Origin of the sequence: Parvimonas parva, from assembly GCF_045866535.1 — a bacterium.
In the GTDB taxonomy this organism is placed as follows: domain Bacteria; phylum Bacillota; class Clostridia; order Tissierellales; family Peptoniphilaceae; genus Parvimonas; species Parvimonas parva.
The window spans coordinates 1,059,359-1,082,491 of the sequence record NZ_AP038371.1 but is presented as its reverse complement, the minus strand read 5'-3'; the positions used below and the strand labels follow the sequence as shown (position 1 = coordinate 1,082,491).

Here is a 23,133-nt window from a genome sequence, read left to right as displayed (position 1 = left end):
TATTGTTTATGTATAATATATAAATAAAGGAGAAAAAAATGTTTAAGAGTATTTTAGTTTCAATTGTTGTTGCTATTTGTTCATTATTAAATTTTAATTTAGGACAAACAGATTTAAGAGCTTCCATGGGAATCGTTGCATTAATTGTTGCTCTTCATGATGACCCTAACCTTAATGAATTAAAAACTGGCTTAATAGCTGGTATTTTCGTTTTCTTAATGAGAATATTAGTAAGTGCATTTGTAGGAAAAGCTTTAACTTTTGCGGTTATAAGTTCTTATTCTATAGAAATTTTATTTTATGCAAGTTATGCCTTATTCTACCTTATACTTGTTAGACATGATCATTCAGTTTACAAAACACCTTTTATAATGATGCTTATGCTTTGTGATTTTGGTGCAAATACTGTTGAATACGTTGTAAGATTTTTAATATTTGGAGGTGGAATAATGAAAAGTCAATTTAATGATATTTTCATTTCTGCATTCATTCGTTCTGCAATTATATGGATAATCGTTTCATATCTTGCAAAATACAAATTAAAAAACGAGGAGAATTAAATGGATTTTATAAAAATTGTTGATGTTTTAAGCGGTTTCTTATGGAACTATGTTTTACTTTTTTGTTTAGTGGGAATAGGAATTTATATGTCTATTAGACTTAAATTTCCACAATTTACAAGACTTTTTCCAGCTCTTGGGAAAATGTTTAGAGATATAAAAGAAAATAAACCTGTAGAAGAAGGAAGAATGACTCCATTTCAATCTTTATCTACTGCAATTGCCGCTCAAGTTGGAACTGGTAATATAGTAGGCGTTGCAACTGCTGTTGCATCAGGTGGACCTGGAGCTGCATTTTGGATGCTTTTATCTGCTTTTTTTGGAATGAGTACAATTTTTTGTGAAGCAGTTTTAGCACAAGTTTACAGAGAAAAAAGAAATGGAGAATTAGTAGGAGGCCCTGCCTACTACATAAAAAATGGATTAAAAAATAAATATCTTGCGGGATTTTTTGCAGTTACTTGTATAGTTGCTTTAGGAATAGTTGGTATAATGGTTCAATCAAACTCTGTTGTGGAATCATTAAAGACTTCTGTAAAATTGCCAAGTACAATAACAATCATCGGGCTTATAGCCTTTGTAGGAATTGTTCTAACAGGTGGTATGGATAGAATTGCAAAATTTACAGAAAAAGTTGTTCCTGTTATGGCTTTTTCTTATGTATTTGGTTGTTTAGTAATAATAGTAATGTTTTCTAATAAATTATTACCTGCTATAGGTTTGATTTTTGAAGGAGCTTTTACTCCTCAAGCTATCGGTGGAGGCGTATTAGGAATAACTTTAAGAGATACAATAAGATATGGTCTTGCTCGTGGCCTTTTTTCAAACGAAGCAGGAATGGGATCAACTCCTCATTCACACGCCGTAGCACACACAGACCATCCAGCAGAACAAGGTTTTACTGCTATGATAGGCGTTTTCATATCTACATTTTTAATTTGTCTATCTACAATAATTATAAACCTTGTAAGTGGTTCATATAACATAAACATTCCAGCAACTGAAATGGCAAAATCAGCTACATTAATGACTCAAAATGCTTTTATCAAAGGATTTTATAGCTTTGGTGGTATATTTTTATCATTATCTCTTACATTTTTCTCACTTACAACAATAGTTGGTTGGTATTTCTTTGCAGAGTCAAATATAAAATTCATTGCAGGAAACAAAAAAACAATTATAATTGTATTTAGAATAATAGTGCTTACTATGCTTGCTGTAGCTCCACTTTTCCAAGGAGATTTTGTTTGGAAACTATCAGATCTTTTCATGGGGCTTATGGCATTACCTAACTTAATCGCTCTTATATTATTATCAAATAAAAGCGTAAGTATCTTAAAAGACTATGATAAATGTGTTAAAGAAGGTAATGTACATTTTGAATATGAATTTGAAAATAAATAATTTTTAAATAAAAAAGTGTCAATGATTTCTCATTGACACCTTTGTCTGCACTCTGAGGATAGCAATTTGCTATCCTCTTTGTTTTTCTTATTATTTACTTTGTTTTATTTTTGCTTGTGCTGCTGCAAGTCTTGCGATTGGCACTCTAAATGGTGAGCAAGATACATAGTCAATTCCAACTGCGTTTAGGAATTCTATTGTTTCAGGGTCGCCACCATGTTCTCCACAGATTCCAACGTGAAGATGTGGATTTGTTTCTCTTCCTAGTTTGAATGAAGTTTTGATTAATTTACCAACACCTCTTTGGTCTAGTTTTGAGAATGGATTAAAGTCAAATATTTTTTTGTTTTCATATTCGTTTAAGAATTTTCCGGCATCATCTCTTGAAAAACCAAATGTCATTTGAGTTAGGTCATTTGTACCGTAACTAAAGAATTCTGCTTCTGTTGCGATTTCATCAGCAAGTAGGGCAGCTCTTGGAATTTCAATCATTGTTCCAATTTTGTATTTAATATTTTCGTTTAATTCTTTTAATGTTAATTCGATTTCTTCTACGATTTCTTTTTTAACATATTTTAATTCTTCGATTTCTCCAACTAATGGAATCATTATTTCCGGAGTAATTGAGATATTTAAATCTTTTTGTGCTTTTATTGCAGCATTTATTATTGCTTTTGCTTGCATTCTATATATTTCAGGGAAAGTTACAGCAAGTCTGCAACCTCTATGTCCAAGCATTGGGTTTACTTCTTCCAATTCTAAGATTACATCTCTTAAATGACTTTCTTCGATATTCATTTCTTTTGCTAAATTTTTGATATCTTCATCTTCATAAGGTAAGAATTCATGTAGAGGTGGGTCAAGTAATCTTATAGTTACTGTTTTTTCTTTTAATACACAGTAAATATCATAGAAGTCTTTTTCTTGCATTGGTCTGATTTTTTCTAATGCATCGATTCTTTGTTCGATTGTTTTTGAAAGAATCATTTGTCTTACAACAGGTATTCTTTCTTTGTCGAAGAACATATGTTCTGTTCTACAAAGTCCGATTCCTTCAGCACCAAATTCAACAGCTTGTTTAGCATCTCTTGGATTATCAGCATTAGCTCTAACACCTAAATCTTTGATTTCATTTACCCAATCCATAAAAATTTTGAAGTTTCCTGTTAATTGTGGATTTAGTTTTTCGATTTCACCTTTGTAAATAATACCGGTTGTTCCATCAAGTGAAATTACTTCGCCTTCTTTGACGATTTCATTTTGAGTTTTTATAACTTTTTCGATTTCATCAACTTTGATTTCACTAGCTCCGGCGATACAACATTTACCCATTCCTCTTGCAACTACGGCTGCGTGAGAAGTCATTCCACCTCTGGCAGTTAAGATACCTTCAGCTTCAACCATTCCTTCAATATCTTCCGGAGAAGTTTCTTGACGAACTAAAATTACTTTTTCTCCTGCTTTAACAGCATCAACAATGTCTTTTGAGTGGAAGTAAACTTTACCACTTGCAGCTCCCGGAGAGGCAGCAAGACCTCTTGATAATATAGGAGTATTCTTCATCATTTCAGCATTAAAGATAGGGTGAAGAAGTTGATCTAAGCTCTTTGGTTCAACTCTTAAAATAGCCTCTTCTTTTGAGATTAAGCCTTCTTTAACTAAATCTACTGCTACATTGATTGCAGCATCTGTTGTTCTCTTTCCATTTCTTGTTTGTAATAAGTACAATTTACCTTTTTCAATAGTAAATTCCAAGTCTTGCATATCTTTATAATGATTTTCTAATGTTTTTGCAATTCTTAAAAATTCATCATAAACTTCCGGCATAATTTCTTTTAATTTTTCGATTGATTCTGGAGTTCTAATACCTGCAACAACGTCTTCTCCTTGTGCATTCATTAAAAATTCTCCAAATAATTTGTTTTCTCCTGTGCTTGGATTACGAGAGAAAGCTACACCAGTACCACTTGTATTACCCATATTACCGAATACCATTGCTTGAACATTTACAGCTGTTCCTAAAGAATCGTCAATACCGTTTAATTTTCTATAAACGATAGCTCTTGGATTCATCCAAGATTTGAAAACTGCTTTAATAGCTATGATTAATTGTTCGATAGGGTCTTGTGGAAATTCTTTGCCAGTTTCTTGTTTAAAAATTTTCTTAAATTTTTCAACTAAGCTTTTTAAATCTTCTGCAGTTAATTCTGTGTCTAGTTTTACATTTTTTTCTTCCTTAATTTTGTCAAGTTCATTTTCAAAATAAACTTTTGGAATTTCCATTGCAACATCACTAAACATTTGGATAAATCTTCTGTAACTATCGAATGCAAATCTTTCATTACTTGTAGAGTTTGCAAGACCGATAACTGATTTATCGTTAAGACCTAAGTTAAGAATAGTATCCATCATACCAGGCATTGATATAACGGCACCACTTCTTACAGAAAATAATAGAGGATTTTCTGTACTTGAAAAACTTTTTTGTAGCTTGTTTTCACAGTCTTTAATGTGAGTTTTGATTTCTTCAATTAAATCATCTGAAATTTTTTCATCATTTTTGTAAAAATTATTACAAGCCTCAGTAGTAATAGTAAAACCAAAAGGAACATTTAGTCCAATATTAGTCATTTCGGCAAGGTTAGCTCCTTTACCGCCCAATAAAGCTCTCATATCTTTATTGCCTTCGTCAAAATTGTAAACAAATTTGCTCATTTTTTCCTCCAATTACTTATTAATTTTTAATAGATGTTTTAAAATAATATCTGCTGTTTCTTCAATAGCTTTTGTAGATACATCTATTACAGGACAACCTATTTTTTTCATTATTCGGCTAGAATATTCAAGTTCTTCAAGTATCCTATTTGAATTTGAATAAATACTATTATCAGGAAGACCTAAAGATTTTAGTCTTTCCTTTCTTATGCTTTCCAACTTTTCTGGTGAATTAGTTAAGCCAATTATTTTTTTAGGCGAAACTTTGAATAATTCATCTGGAACCGGCGTTTCTGGAACCAAAGGAATATTTGCAACTCTAATGTTTTTATTTGCAAGATACATAGACAATGGAGTTTTAGACGTACGAGAAATTCCAATAATTACAAGGTCTGCAATTAAAACTCCTCTTGGGTCTTTTCCGTCATCATAACGAACTGCAAATTCAATAGAGTCAATTCTTCTAAAATATTCTTCATTTAGTTTTCTAAGTGCTCCAGGAGTATTACCGGGAGTTGTGTTGCTTACTCTTTGAATAGCTAAAATAGACGCAGAAAGCAAATCTACATTTGTTATAGAATGTAGCTCTGAGAATTTTTTAACATAATCTAAAAGAGATGCATCAACTAAAGAATAAAATAAAATAGAATTTTCAGTTTCTTTACATTTGTTTAATATCTCTGAAAGTTGTAAAAATTCTCTTGTGTGAGAAAATCTTTCAAGAGTATATTCAATGCCATTAAACTGAGCAAGAGCAGCACGTGCAAGTTGTTCTGCTGTTTCTCCAGTAGAGTCAGAAATTAAAAAAATGTTAAGCATTTATCTTCCTCCTTACTAAATATATTATAAACTTTTAATTAAATAAATACAAGTTTTTTATCAATTTTACTTTTGAAATTAAATATGATAAAATAGATTAATAATATAAATTATTCATTTGTTTATTGTATAATATGAAAAATGATTATTTTATTTTAAAATGTGGTATTTAATATAATGTTATTTTTATGTTTAATAAAATGGAGGTGTGTTTTTTGATAAAGAAAAGTAAAAAAACAAAAACCGGTAAGTCTATAGGAAAGAAGATAGCAATATTTGTAGGAGCGTTATTTTTATCTATTTATTTACTTGGAGTTATTATTTTTTCTTTTGTAGCTTTACCTAACACAAAAATAAATGGAAATGATGTTAGTTATGTTATGATAGATGATGTGTTTAACAAAGACTGGACTGATACATCTATTAAATTGAATCGTGCTGATGGCAAAAGTGATTTTTTTAAGCCGGAAAAAATAAATTATAAAGAAGAATATTTGGCAGATAAGAAAATTTTACAAAATCAATTTGCTTGGCCGATTTCTTTCTTTACAAGCCGTAATTTTAAATTGGAAGTAAATGTAAGTTACGATAATGAAAAGTTCGAAGAGTTTTTGAAAAATACTTTGATTTTAAAGGGAGTAAAGCACCCTGAAGACGCAAAAATAATTTTTAAAGATGGACAATATATTATAAAAGATGAAATTTTAGGAACATATACTACTAAAGAAAAATTGAAAGAGGCAATTTTGATTGCTTTGTCTGAAAGAAAAGATAGTATAGATATGAGTAAAATTTCTGAACAGCCAAAAATAAAGAAAGACGATGCATCTTTGCAAGAGGCTCTTAAAAAATATCAAAAAATTTCAAAGTTAAAATATGAAATTTCCATAGGGTCAAATAAAGAAATATTAGACGGAGAAATTTTAGCTAATATTTTTACTTTTGTAGATGGTGAACTAAAACCTGATGAAGGAAAAGTAAAAGACTATATTATAAGAATTGCGATAAAGTATGATACTTTCGGAATGGATAGAAAATTCAAAACTACCGGCAAAGGTGAAATTACAGTTCCCGGAAAAGATGGAATTTACGGTTGGCAAATTGATGTTAATAAAACGAAAGACCTTTTGATAGAGAAACTGTTAGCGTATGAATCAACTGCTATTGAGCCTGTATTTATACACAAAGGCTTGTCTTATGAAAATACTGACGATATAGGGAATACTTATATAGAAATAGATTTAACCAGACAACATATGTGGTTCTATAAAGATGGGAAACTTCTTTTAGATACTGATGTTGTTACTGGAGATGTTAGCAAAAAAGTTGAAACACAAATCGGTGTTATGAAAGTTTGGAGTCGTGAAAAGGATAGAAATCTTAAAGGGTTATCTCCGATAGGTTACGATTATGTTGCTCACGTTGATTACTGGATGCCTATAAATTGGAAAGGCGTTGGTATTCACGATGCTACTTGGAGAAATGGACAATTTGGAGGAAATATTTATAAAACTTCAGGAAGTTATGGTTGTATAAATACACCACTAGAAAAAGTAAAACAAATTTATGAAAATGTCCAAATAAATACTCCGGTTATTGTTTATAAGAGTAATTAAATTTAAAAGCAAGTAGATAAAATCTATTTGCTTTTTTGATGCCACTAACAAAAAATAAATTACGTACAATAATTTTAATTGATAAAATGTTTACATTGTGATAAAATAATAATATAAAGATAGGAGAGTGATACTATGGGTAAGTTAGAAGAAATATATTTTAAGTCACTAAAATCATTAGATTTTTCCGGTCTTACTAAATTTTTCTTTGAAAACAGTATTATTTCTTATATTATTGGAATTGTTTTAATTTATATTCTTTTTAAATTATTAAAATTCCCTTTAAAAATTATAAAAAAGATTATTTTGAATTCTATAATTGGATATGTAATTTTATATATTCTGTTTCTTTTTAAGATTGTAATAGTACCATTTACTTATATAAGTTATTTTCTAGTTGGTACTTTTGGAATAGTAGGAATAATTTTATCATATTTATTTTATTCAATTTAGGGAGATAAAAAATGGGTTTATTTATTACTTTTGAAGGGCCGGACGGTTGTGGTAAGACTTCAATAATAAATTTATTGAAGGAATATTATAAAAATAATGAAAAGATAATTTTCACAAGAGAACCGGGTGGAACGAAAATATCAGAAAAAATTAGAGAAATTATTTTATCTAATGATAATAGTGAAATGTCAGCTCGTACAGAGGCGTTACTTTATTCAGCAAGTCGTGCCCAACATATTGATGAACTTATAAAACCGAATTTAGAAAAAGGAAATGTGATTATTTCAGATAGATTTGTTTTAAGTTCACTTGCTTATCAAGGTGGTGGTAGAGAACTTGGCGTTGAAAATGTTAAGAAAATAAATGATTTTGCAATAAATGGAGTTAATCCGGATATGGTGATTTTCTTTTATGTTGACCCTCTAACAACCTTGAAGAGAAAATCTTTAAGTGATGAGGCAGATAGGCTTGAACTTTCAGGAGATAATTTCCATAGTAGAGTTTATAATACATATATGGAACTTCTTGAAGAAATGAAAAATGAAAAATTTTTGAAAAAAGTTGATGCTACAAAGAGTATGATGGAAGTTTTTGAAGATGTAAAAAATATAATAGATGAGAAATTGGAGGAATTGCTATGAAGATGATAATTGCAATAGTTCAAGATCAAGACTTGAACCCTTTACAAGACGATTTAACTGAAAAAGGTTTTAGAATGACAAACCTTGAGTCAACAGGTGGATTTTTAAGAGCAGGAAACTCAACTCTTTTAATCGGTGTTGAAGAAGAAAAATTAGATGAATGTCTAAAGATTATTGAAGAAAATTGTAAATCAAGAGAAATTACAACGTCAGTTCTAAGCGTTACTATGCCGGGGGATGCATATATTCCATTCCCTATGGAAGTTTTAGTTGGAGGAGCAACAGTTTTTGTTCTTGATGTTGTAGATTTCGTTAGAATGTAGGTGATATTATGAAACTTATTATGGCTATTATACAAGACCACATTGTTCAAGATGTTTTAAACGAACTTTCTGAAAATAAGGTTAGAGCTACTAAATTATCTTCAACAGGGGGATTTTTCAAAAAAGGAAATACTACTGTTTTGATAGGGATAGAAGATGAAAAAGTAGATAGAGTTAAAGAAATGATTTTAAATATTTCAAAAAATAAAGAAACTGTTGATGATAAAACTGCTAATACTGTAATGTTTGTTTTAAATATGAATCAATTAGTAAGGATGTAGTTTATGAATTATGCTCTTTTTAAAGAGAAGTTGGATTCTTTGACTTTTTCTCAGAATTATATAGTTGAGGGAAGTGAAAGCTTTTTGGAAAAAGTTTCTAGTGAGCTTATAAAAAAAGTTTTAAATCCTGATGATGAATTTAAAAATTCAAGAGAAATTGAAGAAAATACTCACCCCGACTTGATGATAGTAGAACCTGAAAGGAATAATATTTCTATTGATTCTATTAGAAATATGATTGAGTATGTTCAAAAAAGACCTTTAGATTCAAAATATAAATTAGTTATCATAAAGGGTGGGCAGTTTTTAAGAACAGAATCTTCAAACGCTTTGTTAAAAACTTTAGAAGAATCTTTTGATTATGTTATAATCTGTATTTTAGTAGATTCAAGATACAAACTTTTGTCAACCATAAGAAGTAGATGTATCTTTGTTTCTGAAACGGATTTAACAGAAGTTTTTGATTACTCTGAGTATGGAAAACTATTAGAAATTTTATCAATGGCTTTAAAAGGAGATTTTTTAGCTATATATGATTCTAAGAATAAGGAGTATTTGTTAGGTTTAAAGGAAGATAGAAATTTCCTGCCACTACTATATGATTTCTTTAAAGAGTTTTATATGTTTTTAGAAACTAAAAAAGATAGTTCAAACAGAGATATTTTAAAAATATTTAAAAACAATGTTAATTTTGATAAAGAAAAATTGCTTAAAATTTTAAAATCGATAGAAATTGTTAGAGAAAATTTGTATAATAATGTAAATTTTCAACTATCTATTGAAAAAATATTTATAACAATTTTAAGATAGTTGGAGGAGCTTATGGAAAATTTTGCTAATATTATTACTCTTATGAATGTTAACAGCAGTAGAAAATTATTTTTAGCAGTAGGAGCTGTTAGTTTATTAGCGATGGGAGTAGTTATATTTTTAAAGAGAAAGAAATAGATAAACATAAAAAGGATATGATTTTAAAGTCATATCCTTTTTGAATTAAAGTAAATTTATTTTATTTTCTTTACATATATTTAGCATTTCATCAGACCAAAAGCTTGATTGCACTTCTCCAATATGTGCTTTTTGTAAAAAGAACATACATATTCTGGATTGTCCGATTCCACCACCAATTGTAAATGGTAATTCATCGTTTAGGAGCATTTTGTGATAGTCTAAGTTTTTTCTATCTTCATTTTTGCTAAGCTCTAATTGTTTTAAAAGTCTTTCTTTATCAACTCTTATTCCCATTGAAGAAAGTTCAAGAGATGAATCTAAAACGGGATTCCAAAATATTAAATCTCCATTTAAATTCCAATCATCATAGTCTGGACTTCTTCCGTCATGTTTTTTACCACTATTTAATATATCACCAATTTTTGTAATAAAAACTGCTTTTTTTGCCCTTGCGATTTTGTGCTCTCTTTCTTTTGGGGTATCGTTAGGGAACATATCTTCAAGCTCTTGTGTTGTGATAAAAAACACTTTTTCAGGTAAGATTTTTTTGTAATCTAAAAATCTTCTTGATAAAAATTCGTCCGTTCTTTTAAATACATTAAAAATCTTTTTTACAATATCTGTTAAAAATTTTTCATTTCTATCTTCGTTTTTTATAACTCTTTCCCAATCCCATTGGTCAACATATACGGAGTGAATATTATCCAAAGTTTCACAAGGTCTTATTGCATTCATATCTGTATAAATTCCTTCGCCAACCGGAATTTCATATTTTTTTAGAGCTATTCTTTTCCACTTTGCTAAAGATTGAACTATCTCAAGTTGCTGTGAATTTTCTTCTTCACTTAGTGAAAAGCTAACAGGAGATTCACTACCGTTTAAATTATCATTTATTCCCGTATTCTTTTTTACAAATAGTGGGGCAGAAACCCTCGTTAAATTTAATTCATTTGCTAAATTTGATTCAAAAAAATCCTTAATTTCTTTAATTGCTTTTTGTGTTTCAATAATGTTTAAGTCTGAGCAATACCCTTTTGGTATAATCACATTGTTCATAAAATCACTCCCTATAAATTTAAAAATATAACATAAATGATACTATAATTTACAAATATTGTCAACGCCATATTGAATTAAAATATTGAAACAAAAAAATAGAGTTGTTAAACAACTCTATAATAATTTCTCGATATATTCAAATTGAATATCCTCGTCTTTCTTTGCATAAGCCATATCTCTTTCTTTTGTAATAGCAATATCATCTACGAAAAATGGTTTAATACTTTCTGTATTTGCTTCTTCATTTACAATTTTTACTTTTACAATCTCAGATAGAGTATAACTATCTACAACAACACCTTTTCCTTCGTTAGTTATAACATAAGTTCCACAAGGTGGAATTTTTTTCAACTTTTCTTCATAGACATTTTGCTCATATTTTAAACAACACATAAGCCTACCACAAGTTCCTGAAATTTTATTTTGATTTAAAGAAAGCGACTGGTCTCTTGCCATTTTTATCGTTACAGGAGCAAATTCTCCTAAAAATCTTTTGCAACAGCAAGTTTGTCCACAAGAACCGATAGCACCAACTATCTTTGCATGGTCTCTAACACCTATCTGTCTAAGTTCGATTCTGTTTTTAAATATATATGCAAGGTCTTTAACCAATTCTCTAAAATCAATTCTATTATCAGAAACAAAGTAAAAAATTACTTTTTGATTGTCAAAAGTATATTCACAATCAACTAATTTCATATCTAAGCCATGTTCAATTACTTTTACTTTACAAATTTCAATTGCATCTTTAGCTTTTTTCTTGTTTTCCGTATGAATATAATCGTCCATACTGTCGGCAATTCTCAAAACAGGTTTTAATGAAGAAACAAGTTTTGATTCTTCGACTTCTCTCGGTGCTATTGCTACATGTCCGTACTCAACTCCACGAGAAGTTTCCACGATTACATTGTCATTTTGATTTATACTAAAGTTGCAAGGGTCAAAGTAATAAATTTTTCCGGCCTCTTTGAATCTTACCCCAACTACTTTTTTCATAGTTCCTCCTAAAAATTATACATTCATATTATATCATAATTTTCTGTTGAATACTAGATATATAGACTTAATAAAGGGAAAACCGGCGGGAGAAAATATTCAAAAAAATAACGGACAAAAAATCCGTTATTTTTGATTTTATTTTAAAACTAGGTAAACTATCAAATATTTATTTTTATTCTCTGTTTTTTAAAACTTCGCTGAAATTCATTTTGGATATTCTATAAAATTGTAATATACTTACAAACGCATAGGTTGCAATAGTTATTAGAACTGATAAAATTACTATTGTAAAAGAAATATAAAGCTCTAAATATCCTGAAAATTTAAGCATAGAGTAGTACATTATTTCTTTTACCACATATACTTCAAGAGGAATTAAAGCTAGCAAACTTATTAAGACTGTTATAGTTATCGGTCGTATATAAATTTTTGAAATTTCTCTGTTAGTATATCCGAAGATTTTTAAATAAGCTATTTGTAAAGTGTTCTTATCAGTTATTATTTTCATAAGGCTATACATAAAACCTGCCAAAAACACTGCAGATAAAAATACAAAAGTATTTATAAGAGGTCCCATAATTTCAGATAATTGTTTGGAAACATCGGTCATTGAATTTTCATCAATTGTAGTTGCGATGTATTTTTCATCAATATCCAATTTTTCATTGCTGAAATAGCCGTTAAAGAATTCTTTTTTTTGTTCTATTTCTTCGTTTAGGAATTCTTTTTTTACAAAAGCTGAAAGAGTAGATGATTTTTTGTAAATACCAACTATTTTATAAGTTTTTTCTTTATCTAACAATTTGCTTTTTATAGTTATTTCATCTCCTACATATTTTCTGAGTTTTTTTGAAAGATATTCACTTACAATGATTTCATTTTTATTTTCCGGCAGTTTTGTATTTTGAAAATATTTTGAATTTTCACTAATTCCTAATAACAATATATCATCATCTGCTTTTCTGATAGGGTGATATACACTTGCAGATATTGTTGTATATTTTTCAGCCGTTTTACCTTCAATTTCTATCGGTGCTTTTAAGACATATTGATACTTACAAAATAAATTCTCTTTCAAGTTATTTCCATAGTTATCAAATGTCGGCTTTGCAGAAATACCGAAAATAAATAAGATTGAAGTAATAAAAATTCCAAGTATTATAGCTACATAATCACCTCTATTTGATTTTATAATAGATTTTCTAAAAGACCCCAAAAAATTTTTCTTTATTTTCGATTCACTTTCAGATTTTGATTTTATTTTATTTTTATAATGTTTTAAATTTTTTTTCAAAAAATCTAAAGGTGAAAAATTTAATTTCCTATAAATATATAAATAATTAAAAATCAAAATTATAGAAATTGGAATTATAGTTGTAATTATTAGCGCTTCCAAGTTGAAATTAGGGGTAAAGTTAGGCAAGTTAAATGATTTGTAGTAAACAGCTTTGAATGAATTTGTAAAATATGTGTAACCTAAAATATTACCTAAAACCGCTGCCAAAAAAGTTATTATTACTGAATTTGCAATATAATTTAAAACAAGTTCCGATTTTTTATATCCATTTGCAAGTAGTATTCCGATTATTTCAGATTCTTCCTGTATTTTACTTACAATTGAAAGTGCGAATATAAAACTTAGTAAAATTACCATAAGACATAGCATTACAATCATCATAGGTCTATCTCCGCCCATGTCGTCTATCAAATAACTTATTGCATTATTGTCTTTTTTTGTAATCTGCTCCAAAACTGTTTTCGATTTATTTGCTGATTTTACTATATCTTTATTTTTTTCGTCAATTTCTTTTTCACTTAAGTTCCTATTATTAAATCTATAAGAAACTTGATATTTTAATTTACTCTCATTAAAAATATCTTTTTCTTCTTCAGATAGCAATCCTGTTCCGAAATCCGTTGCATTAAATACTAAATCACTATGTTTTTGAAAAGATGAATTATAATCAGGAATAGAGGCAAATCCTACTATTTTAAAAGTATGTTCCTTATTGTCTTTAAAAAATTCTTTTTTAAATGTTATAGTATCTCCGATTTTTAAATCATTAGTTTTAGCAAACAAATGATTTATGGCTATTTCATTCTTATTTTTTGCAAGAACTCCTTCATTAATTATAGGAAGATTAATATTTTTTCTATTTGTATAAAGCCTAATCGTCTTTTCATCTTTATTATCCTTATTTTCCTTAATTTTTGCATCAACATAAGGAGATTTTTCGACTTTTACATTTTCATCTTCAATAGATTTTATAATTTCATCTGTCGGATTAAATGCAAATAATAATTTTCCGTCTTCAACAACTCCTTTAGACATAAGTTCATAATATATAGTCTTTATACTTCCTGATGCAACCAACATACCGGAAGTTACGGAAATCATAGAACACATAAGGATAAAAAGCAATAAGTTTTTTGACCATTGAGTTTTTAAACTTCTGAAAATTCTTTTATTTAAGTTTCTCATACTACCACTCCAATTCTTGTGCATCCAGTACTTTTTCGTTTTTCATTTCTTTAGATATGACACCATCTTTAAGTCTTATAATTATATTAGACATCTTTGTTATCTCTTCATTGTGAGTTGCAAGAATAATTGTAGTTTCATATTCTTTGTTTATTCTTTGAAGTAGGGATAAAATATCTTTAGAAGTTTTATAGTCCAAAGCACCTGTAGGCTCATCACAAAGCAGTATTTCAGGCTTTTTTATTAAAGCACGTCCGATTGCACATCTTTGTTGTTGACCGCCTGATAATTGTCTAGGATATTTATTTTTGTGTTCCCATAAACCTAAATCTTTTATTAATTTTTCAATATCCATAGGGTCATTGTGTATAAAAGAACCCACTTGAATATTTTCCGTTACATTTAAATCCGGAATTAGATTATAAAATTGAAAGATAAAACCTAAATATTTTCTTCTAAAATTTGAAAGGGGATTTTGTTTTAAACTTGAAATTTCACAATTATTTATTGTTATCAACCCACTGTCAATTTTTTCAAGTCCACCAATAGCATTAAGCAATGTTGACTTTCCCGAACCTGATGGTCCCAGTAGAGTACAAAGTGCTCCTTTTTCTAAAGAAAAATTTATATCTTTTAAAACGGAAATTTTATTTTCGTTTGTACCATAAGTTTTATTCAAATTTTTAACAACTAAAAACATAAATACCTCCATAAAAATTTAATTTTATTACAGCTCAATTATAGCACTTTTGATATACACTATCAAGTTGTTTTATAATGAAAAGGAGTTTATATTCTGATTATTAAATAATTTTTTGCGGTATATTAATTATGTTATATATAAAAAATATAGTATAATATAGGTGAATTATTTTTAATAAAAAAATTTTTGATTAATATATAAATTGGAGTACATTATGGAGTTTGTTTTAAATTCAAAATTTAAACCTACCGGCGATCAACCGGAGGCTATTGAAAAAATTTCGGATTCGATTAAAAAAGGAAATAAAGAAATAATTTTAAAAGGTGTTACAGGAAGTGGAAAGACTTTTACAATGGCAAATATTATTGAAAAAGTTCAAAAACCAACTCTTGTAATTGCACATAACAAAACTTTGGCTTATCAGCTTGCGAGTGAATTTAAGGAATTTTTTCCTAACAATGCTGTTGAGTTTTTTGTGTCTTATTATGATTATTATCAACCTGAGGCTTATGTTCCACAATCTGATACATATATTGAAAAAGATAGTTCCATAAATGATGAGATAGATAAACTTAGGCACTCTGCAACAATGTCTCTTTTTGAAAGACGTGATGTAATTATCGTTGCGTCCGTTTCATGTATTTACGGTTTAGGAGATCCGATTGACTATGAAAATTTAGTAGTTTCTTTAAGACCTGGAATGATAAAAGATAGAGATGAAGTTATAAGAAAACTTGTTGACATTCAATACGTTAGAAATGATATTAATTTTATTCGTGGAACTTTTCGTGTTAGAGGAGATAGTTTAGAGATTTTTCCCGTTTCATCTTCTGAAAATAGTATTAGAGTAGAATTTTTTGGAGATGAGATTGACAAGATTTCTGAAATAAATTCTTTGACAGGAGATGTAATTGGAACTCGTGAGCATATTGCAATTTATCCTGCATCTCACTTTGCTACAAGTTCTGAAAAAATAGAAAGAGCAGTCGGTACAATTTCTAAGGAATTGGAAGAAAGACTTTTAGTTTTAAATGAAGAAAATAAATTAGTTGAGGCTCAAAGACTTGAACAAAGAACAAAATATGATTTAGAAATGTTACAAGAAATTGGTTTTTGTAGTGGTGTAGAAAATTATTCTGCCCATCTAAGCGGTAGAGAAAGAGGCTCAAGACCTTATACTCTAATAGATTATTTTCCTGATGACTTTTTGATTATTGTTGATGAAAGTCATGTTACCGTTCCACAAATTGGAGCAATGTACGAAGGAGATAGAAGTAGAAAACAAAATTTGGTAGATTATGGTTTTAGATTGCCGTCAGCTTTAGATAACAGACCTTTAAAATTTACAGAATTTGAAAATATGATAAATCAAATTTTATATGTATCTGCAACTCCGGGTAAGTACGAAAAGAGTCATCACTTAGAGGAAGTCGAACAAATTATAAGGCCGACAGGACTTTTAGACCCATTAATTGAAGTTAGAGAAACGAATGGACAAATTGATGATATTATCGGAGAGGTCAATTCAGTTATAAAAAATGGCGAACGTGTTTTAATTACAACTTTGACTAAAAAAATGGCTGAAAATTTAACAGATTATCTAAAAAATGTAGGAATAAAAACTACTTATCTGCATAGTGATATTGATACAATTGAACGTATGGAAATAATTAGAGATTTGCGTGTTGGAAAGTTTGACGTTTTAGTTGGAATTAACTTGCTAAGAGAAGGTCTTGACTTGCCCGAGGTTAGTTTGGTAATTATAATGGACGCAGATAAAGAAGGGTTTTTACGTTCTGAAACTTCTATGATACAGACTATTGGACGTGCTGCAAGAAATGTGAACGGTAGAGTAATTATGTATGCAGATAGAATTACAAAATCAATGGATATTGCTATAAGCGAAACAAATAGAAGGCGTGAAATTCAAAATAAATATAATATAGAGCATAACATTACACCAAAGAGTGTTAAGAAAGATATTAGAGAAATTATTCAGGCGACAAAGGTTGCTGAAGATATTTCTGAATACAAAACTGAAAATGTTGAAATAACAAATTATGAAAGTTTTATCGCCGACTTGGAAAATGAAATGTTATCTGCTGCAGATTCATTAGAATTTGAAAGAGCAGCGTCAATAAGAGATGAAATAAAGAGATTAAAGGAAATGTGGGGATTAGATGTCTAAAAATACAATTAAAATTAAAGGTGCAAAGGCAAATAATTTAAAAAATATAGATTTGGAAATTCCAAGAGATAAAATGGTTGTTTTTACCGGTCTTAGTGGAAGCGGAAAATCTTCTTTAGCTTTTGATACGATTTATGCAGAAGGTCAAAGGAGATATGTTGAAAGTTTATCAAGTTATGCCCGACAATTTTTAGGTCAAATGGATAAACCTGATGTTGAATATATTGACGGACTTAGTCCTTCAATTTCTATCGACCAAAAAACTACAAATAGAAATCCGAGGTCAACCGTTGGAACTGTTACAGAAATTTATGATTATTTGAGATTACTTTTTGCAAAAATTGGGATTCCAAAATGTCCGAAATGTGGAACAGAGATAAAAAGTCAAAGTATTGACCAAATGGTTGACAGGGTTATGGCTCTTGAAGAAAGAAGTAAAATTTTTGTACTATCTCCCGTTATTCGTGGAAAAAAGGGAGAGCATAAAAAACTTTTAGAAAATATAAAAATTCAAGGTTTTGTTCGTGTAATAATCGATGAAAAAGAATATGAACTCAACGAAGAAATTGAACTTGATAAAAATAAAAAACACAATATTGATATTGTTGTAGATAGACTCATCGTGAAAAAAGGAATTGAGTCAAGACTTGCAGAAAGTTTGGAAACAGCTTTTAAGTTTAGCGATAGCATTGTAAAAGTTAAGGTTGTTAATGGGGAAGAAATTTTATTTTCAGAAAAAATGGCTTGTCCAAACGGACATATTTCATTTGATGAAATTGAGCCGAGAACTTTTTCCTTTAACAGTCCTTTTGGGATGTGTGAAGATTGTAATGGACTTGGTAGTCATAAGATTGTTGACCCGGATTTAGTTGTTCCCGATATGAGTAAATCTCTTTTAGATGGTGCGATTGAGTGTTACAATATGACAACGGGAGAAGACGGCTACTACTATAAAATTTTTAATGAAATCATAAAATATAATGGTTTTGATGAAAATACTCCTTTTAAAAATTTGAGCAAGGAAACTTTGGACGAACTTTTTTATGGAACGAATGATAGATGCGTAAAATTTAGATTTGAAAGTAAATTTTCGAATGAAAATAAAGTTTTTAATAAGCCTTTTGAGGGAATTATAAAAAATTTAGAAAGAAGATATAATACAAATCCGATATCGTCTTTTAGGGAAAAGATTGAAACAGTTATGACAGAAAAAACATGTGAAACTTGTAAAGGAAAAAGACTTAATGAAAAGGCGCTTTCTGTTTATATAAGGGATAAAAATATTGCAGATATTACAGATATGTCTGTTGAAAAACTTAATGAATGGTTTTCAAACTTAGAGCTTACTGAAACTGAAAATATAATTGGAGAAAGAATTTTAAAAGAACTTAAAGAAAGATTAAAGTTTTTAAAAGATGTAGGACTTGAGTACCTGACTTTATCAAGGAGTGCAGGAACTTTGTCAGGTGGAGAAAGTCAAAGAATTAGACTTGCAACACAGATTGGGTCAGGACTTGTTGGAGTTGTTTATGTTTTAGATGAGCCGAGTATCGGCTTGCATCAAAGGGATAATGAAAAACTTTTAGGTGCTTTGAGAAATTTAACAAATCTTGGCAATACTTTGATTGTCGTAGAGCATGATGAAGATACAATTCGTCAAGCTGATTATATTGTAGATATTGGACCTAGAGCCGGTATTCATGGTGGAGAGGTAGTCGCTCAAGGAACTCTAAAAGATATTATGAAAAGTAAAAAGTCAATTACCGGAGCATATCTTTCAGGAAAAAGCAAAATAGAAGTTCCTAAGACAAGAAGAAAATATACAGATACAATTAAAGTTTTTGGTGCCAGAGAAAATAATTTGAAAAATATTGACGTTGAATTTCCTATCGGTGTATTCACTTGTGTAACAGGTGTTTCAGGAAGTGGAAAAAGTAGTTTGGTAAATTCAATTTTAAATAAGGAATTATCCAATAAATTAAACAGAAGTAAACAAAAAACTGGAAAATTTGATAGGATTGAAGGATATGAAAAACTTGATAAGGTTATAGAGATAGACCAAAGTCCTATCGGAAGAACTCCACGCTCCAACCCCGCAACATATACAAAACTTTTTGATAATATTAGAGATGTCTTTGCAATGACAACAAAGGCAAAGATGAAAGGATATACTAAGGGTAGATTTAGTTTTAATGTTCATGGAGGACGTTGTGAGGCTTGTAAGGGCGACGGAACTATAAAGGTTGAAATGCATTTTTTACCCGATGTTTATGTCCCTTGTGAAGTTTGTAACGGACAAAGATATAATAGAGAAACATTAGAAGTAACATATAACGGAAAGAACATTTTTGAAGTTTTAGATATGACCGTTGAGGACGGACTTAAATTTTTTGAAAACCACCCGTCAATAAAAAGAAAGCTACAAACACTATATGATGTAGGTTTGGATTATATTAAAATAGGACAAAGCTCAACAGAACTTTCAGGTGGAGAGGCTCAAAGGGTTAAACTTGCATCCGAACTTGCAAAACGTGGAACCGGAAATACAGTTTATATTTTAGACGAGCCTACAACAGGACTTCATATCGAAGATATAAAGAAATTGATTGAAGTTTTAAATACATTGGTTGAACAAGGAAATACAGTTATAGTTATTGAACATAATCTGGATATGATAAAAATAGCCGACCATATAATCGACTTAGGAGTTGAAGGTGGCGATGGTGGTGGAACTGTCGTTGTAACCGGAACGCCGGAAGAAGTTGCTAAATGTGAAAAATCTTATACAGGACAATTTTTGAAAAAAATATTTGAAAAAGAAAAATAATTATACGATTATTTCCTTTTTGATAACTTTAATTAAGGTAAATAATACGTGAAATTAAATTTTCTTTTTGATAATTTCTTCAAAGTAAATTTAATTTTAAAAAAAACTTAAAATTAATTTTTGATAAACTCTTAAATTACTAATATATTTAAAAAGGTAAACTCATTAATTTGTGTTTATCTTTTTTATTTAAATTATATCTAAAATAAAATGATTTTATTTGCAAAAATATTATAATAGTGGCATAATATTCGAGTAAAGTAAAAGAGTTGTTTTAAATATTTTTAATTAACATTATTTAATTTGAATTATACGATTATTTACATTTTGATAACTTTAATTAAGGTAAATAATGCGTGAAATTAAATTCTCCTTTTGATAATTTCTTTAAAGTAAATTTAATTATAAACAATTAACAATATTTAAACAGTTTTTTGAAATGATTTTAAAGATAAAAGATTACAAAAAAGTAACAAAAACAAAAAAGTTAAAATTTTTTTATAAAAAAACTTGACATGTTTTTTAAAATTATATATAATGTGTTATATAAATCAGATGATTGATTACACTAGATAATTTAAGGTAAATGTTTGTTTAGTTCAAATCCTTTTATTAAGTAACATATCTTTCTTATCGTTGTAGATTTAGACAAGTGGATATGCTACTTAATAAAACCAGATTGACTTGTGATTGTTTTGAAACATATACTTTGTAGTAATTGTATCATTAGAGTCATTTAACTCGATTGGCTTTTGTTTTGTTAAGTAGTTTAGTTTGTAGGCTGGCCGATCGGGTCTATAAATTGTTTTAGTTTTGTACATATCTTCAGTGTACAAGATTATGGAGGAAAACTCTAAATGTATTATGTGAGGTGATTTTATGAAGAAAAAAACAGTATTAGCTTTAGCATTAGCTTCAGCTATGGTAGTGCCAACAGTAGCTCACGTTGCTACAAAAGTTGTTTACGCAGAAGAAGAAAAAACTCTTGATGAGTTAAAGAAAGAGTTAGTAGGATTAATTGGGGAAGTTAAAGCTGCTCCTTTAAGTTTTACAGGTACAGCTGCTTATGATTCATTAGACAAAATCAAAGCTGAAAAACTTAATAAAGAAGAAGTTAAAACTCTTATAAATGTAATTAAAGAGTTAAAGGTTCTTTTAGGAAAAGAATTGGGAAAATACAGCACAAAAGAAAGTTCTGTATATCAAGCAAAGTTAAATTTAGATAACCATGTAGAAAAATATGGTATGGGAAGTGTTCTTCAAGAAAAAGATAAAAAATTGATTGAAGATAGCATTAATGAATACAGAGAAAAACAAGAAAAAGAAGTTATTAAACCTAAAGTTGAAGCAGTTGAAGCAGCTGAAAGAGCTTTAGCAAAATCAAAAGCTGAACTTAACGAAGTTGAAGCTGATGATTATGCTGAAAAAGCAAGAATTACAGCAGAAATCGCTCAAAAACAACAACTTCTTGAAGCAGATCAAAAAGATTTATTGGAAGAAGAAAACAAATTAGCAAATAAAATCAACGATGTTGAAAACTATGTAAAAGTTAAAGAAGCTGTTGAAGCTGTTATAGCAAAAGCAAACGCTGGAGTTGATAAACTAAAAGCTGATGTTAAAGTAAGATTAGCAAAAGAAGCTTATAAAAAGAAAGCAAGTGACATTGCTAACTTTGATAAACAAGAAAAAATCGATGCTGCTAAAGCAAAAGCTGATGCTGAATTAACTACTGCAGGTAAGAAAATAAAAGATAAATTAAAAGTTAATACAGCAGTTAATGTTACTCTAAAGGATATTGACACATACGTACAAGAAAATCACGGAAATCTTGCTGCTGAAAAAGTTGTATTAATTGAAGAATTACTAGACAAAGCAGACATCGAAGCTTACGTAGCTGCTAAAAAAGTAAAAACTGCTATCCCTGATGAACCTGTTACTAGTGCTAGTGATGAAGAAACTAAATATAATGAAGCTTATGACGAATTGCAAACTAAAAAAGATGCATTAGACGAAGCATCTAAAGATGCTACTAAAAAAGTTTCATTATTAGGAATAGCTGTTGACGCCGAATTTTCTAAAGACTTCTTTGAAAAATACGGAGTTCAAGAAAAAGCGGTAAAAGTATTAAAGGATCAATTAACTGCTCATAAAAGAGAATTAACTGAAGCTAAAGCTAATAGAAAAACAAAAGAAGCTGAAAAGAATGAAGCAGAAGAAGCTTTAAAAGCTAAACCTGAAAATGAAGTATTAAAAACTAAATTTGAAGCTGCTAAAACAGCTTTAGAAGCAGCTCAAAAAGCTGTTGAAGATGCTCAAGCTAAAATTGATGAAGTTAAAGGACATTTAGCTAATTTAGAAGCAAAATCAAAAGAATTATTTGAAACATTCAGAAAATATAATGAAGCAGTTAAAAATGGTGCTACTAAAGCAGAAATGGACATCCTTCAAGAAAAATTAGCAAATATTCTTAAAAGCTACAATGATTATGCTAAAAAACATAACTTACCAACAATGGACATCAACAGATCAGAAGTAGCTGAAAAATCTTGGAGTAAAGTTGACGGAGTTTGGTACTACAGAGACAAAGACGGAAAAGATGTTTACAAGAATGCTTGGGGTAAAATTAACGGACTTTGGTACAGATTTGATGAAAAAGGTGCTATGTTAGCTGACCAATGGGTTAAAGTTGGCGAAGAATGGTACTGGGTTAACGCAAATGGTAGATTATCTCAAAACGAATGGGTTTATGTAAACAACGAATGGTACTTTGCTAATGCAAGCGGAAGAATCGCTCAAAACGAATGGTTCCTTGTAAATAATGAATGGTACTTTGCTAATCCAAGCGGAAGAATGGCTCAAAACGAATGGTTCGAAGTAGCTGGCGTTTGGTACTATGCAAAAGAAGACGGAAGAATGGCTTGCAATGAAACATTAGAAATTAAAGGAACTAAATATAGTTTTGATGAATCAGGTGCTTTAGCTTAATAATTTTCAAAAAAGTTGAGAATAAGTTAAAAAACAAATAAAAGGACACAGTTTTGCTGTGTTCTTTTTTATTTTTAACAGATTAATTTGTATTATTTAAATTTTTTTGTTTTTTTGGTATAATACT

At 29.2% G+C, this 23,133-nt stretch carries 18 protein-coding genes; 12 read left to right on the top strand and 6 right to left on the bottom strand.

Annotated features, from left to right (window positions below; translation table 11 throughout):
* The first annotated feature begins 38 nt into the window (after positions 1 to 38).
* The gene (locus ACKTSI_RS05320) at positions 39 to 560 is read left to right on the top strand and encodes a hypothetical protein (protein WP_308577619.1); all 522 of its coding nucleotides are present in this window, start codon (positions 39 to 41) and stop codon (positions 558 to 560) included.
* On the top strand, positions 561 to 1,964 hold the full coding sequence (locus tag ACKTSI_RS05315; protein ID WP_308577621.1) for a sodium:alanine symporter family protein: 1,404 nt from the start codon (positions 561 to 563) through the stop codon (positions 1,962 to 1,964). It begins immediately after the preceding gene.
* A 90-nt stretch (positions 1,965 to 2,054) separates the two neighbouring features.
* Here the strand turns inward: ACKTSI_RS05315 and ppdK are convergent, their stop codons facing one another.
* Entirely contained in the window at positions 2,055 to 4,679 is a 2,625-nt protein-coding gene (gene ppdK, locus ACKTSI_RS05310) for a pyruvate, phosphate dikinase (RefSeq protein WP_407862642.1), read from the bottom strand.
* A gap of 12 nt (positions 4,680 to 4,691) precedes the next feature.
* Positions 4,692 to 5,498: a pyruvate, water dikinase regulatory protein gene (locus ACKTSI_RS05305; protein ID WP_407862641.1), complete on the bottom strand. Its 807-nt coding sequence runs from the start codon at positions 5,496 to 5,498 to the stop codon at positions 4,692 to 4,694.
* A gap of 206 nt (positions 5,499 to 5,704) precedes the next feature.
* Between ACKTSI_RS05305 and ACKTSI_RS05300 the strand changes: the two genes are divergently transcribed.
* The 7 genes from ACKTSI_RS05300 (at position 5,705) to ACKTSI_RS05270 (ending at position 9,760) form a co-directional block, all read left to right on the top strand.
* Entirely contained in the window at positions 5,705 to 7,114 is a 1,410-nt protein-coding gene (locus ACKTSI_RS05300) for a L,D-transpeptidase family protein (protein ID WP_407863127.1), read from the top strand.
* 135 nt (positions 7,115 to 7,249) lie between these two features.
* Positions 7,250 to 7,567 (top strand): pro-sigmaK processing inhibitor BofA family protein, encoded by a 318-nt coding sequence (locus ACKTSI_RS05295; RefSeq protein ID WP_068473020.1) that lies wholly within the window; start codon positions 7,250 to 7,252, stop codon positions 7,565 to 7,567.
* Positions 7,568 to 7,578: 11 nt separating this feature from the next.
* Positions 7,579 to 8,208, top strand: coding sequence for a dTMP kinase (tmk, locus tag ACKTSI_RS05290; protein ID WP_068473017.1), 630 nt, complete (start codon positions 7,579 to 7,581; stop codon positions 8,206 to 8,208).
* On the top strand, positions 8,205 to 8,531 hold the full coding sequence (locus tag ACKTSI_RS05285) for a cyclic-di-AMP receptor (protein ID WP_407862640.1): 327 nt from the start codon (positions 8,205 to 8,207) through the stop codon (positions 8,529 to 8,531). Before tmk ends, ACKTSI_RS05285 begins: the two co-directional genes overlap by 4 nt.
* Positions 8,532 to 8,539: 8 nt before the next feature.
* Positions 8,540 to 8,812: a cyclic-di-AMP receptor gene (locus ACKTSI_RS05280; RefSeq protein WP_068473011.1), complete on the top strand. Its 273-nt coding sequence runs from the start codon at positions 8,540 to 8,542 to the stop codon at positions 8,810 to 8,812.
* Between the two features lie 3 nt (positions 8,813 to 8,815).
* Complete coding sequence (locus ACKTSI_RS05275; RefSeq protein ID WP_068473008.1) at positions 8,816 to 9,622, top strand: hypothetical protein; 807 nt, start codon at positions 8,816 to 8,818, stop codon at positions 9,620 to 9,622.
* Between the two features lie 12 nt (positions 9,623 to 9,634).
* A complete protein-coding gene (locus ACKTSI_RS05270) occupies positions 9,635 to 9,760 on the top strand; it encodes an LPXTG cell wall anchor domain-containing protein (RefSeq protein ID WP_231698822.1) in 126 nt (41 codons plus the stop codon).
* A gap of 45 nt (positions 9,761 to 9,805) precedes the next feature.
* Here ACKTSI_RS05270 and asnA read toward each other — a convergent pair whose 3' ends face one another.
* From asnA to ACKTSI_RS05250, 4 genes are all read right to left on the bottom strand, one after another.
* Positions 9,806 to 10,819 carry an aspartate--ammonia ligase gene (gene asnA / locus ACKTSI_RS05265; protein WP_068473005.1) on the bottom strand — a complete coding sequence of 338 codons (1,014 nt, stop codon included), beginning with the start codon at positions 10,817 to 10,819 and terminating at the stop codon, positions 9,806 to 9,808.
* Positions 10,820 to 10,936: 117 nt separating this feature from the next.
* The gene (locus ACKTSI_RS05260) at positions 10,937 to 11,818 is read right to left on the bottom strand and encodes a stage 0 sporulation family protein (protein ID WP_068473003.1); all 882 of its coding nucleotides are present in this window, start codon (positions 11,816 to 11,818) and stop codon (positions 10,937 to 10,939) included.
* Positions 11,819 to 11,993: 175 nt separating this feature from the next.
* A complete protein-coding gene (locus tag ACKTSI_RS05255) occupies positions 11,994 to 14,303 on the bottom strand; it encodes an ABC transporter permease (protein WP_407862639.1) in 2,310 nt (769 codons plus the stop codon).
* Between the two features lies 1 nt (position 14,304).
* Positions 14,305 to 15,003, bottom strand: a complete 699-nt coding sequence (locus ACKTSI_RS05250; RefSeq protein WP_407862638.1) for an ABC transporter ATP-binding protein — start codon at positions 15,001 to 15,003, stop codon at positions 14,305 to 14,307.
* A 217-nt stretch (positions 15,004 to 15,220) separates the two neighbouring features.
* Here ACKTSI_RS05250 and uvrB point away from each other — a divergent pair, with 217 nt between their 5' ends.
* From uvrB to ACKTSI_RS05235, 3 genes are all read left to right on the top strand, one after another.
* Complete coding sequence (gene uvrB / locus ACKTSI_RS05245; RefSeq protein ID WP_407862637.1) at positions 15,221 to 17,194, top strand: excinuclease ABC subunit UvrB; 1,974 nt, start codon at positions 15,221 to 15,223, stop codon at positions 17,192 to 17,194.
* Positions 17,187 to 20,021 carry an excinuclease ABC subunit UvrA gene (uvrA, locus tag ACKTSI_RS05240; protein ID WP_407862636.1) on the top strand — a complete coding sequence of 945 codons (2,835 nt, stop codon included), beginning with the start codon at positions 17,187 to 17,189 and terminating at the stop codon, positions 20,019 to 20,021. Before uvrB ends, uvrA begins: the two co-directional genes overlap by 8 nt.
* A gap of 879 nt (positions 20,022 to 20,900) precedes the next feature.
* Positions 20,901 to 23,006: a hypothetical protein gene (locus ACKTSI_RS05235; protein ID WP_407862635.1), complete on the top strand. Its 2,106-nt coding sequence runs from the start codon at positions 20,901 to 20,903 to the stop codon at positions 23,004 to 23,006.
* Positions 23,007 to 23,133 lie beyond the last annotated feature (127 nt).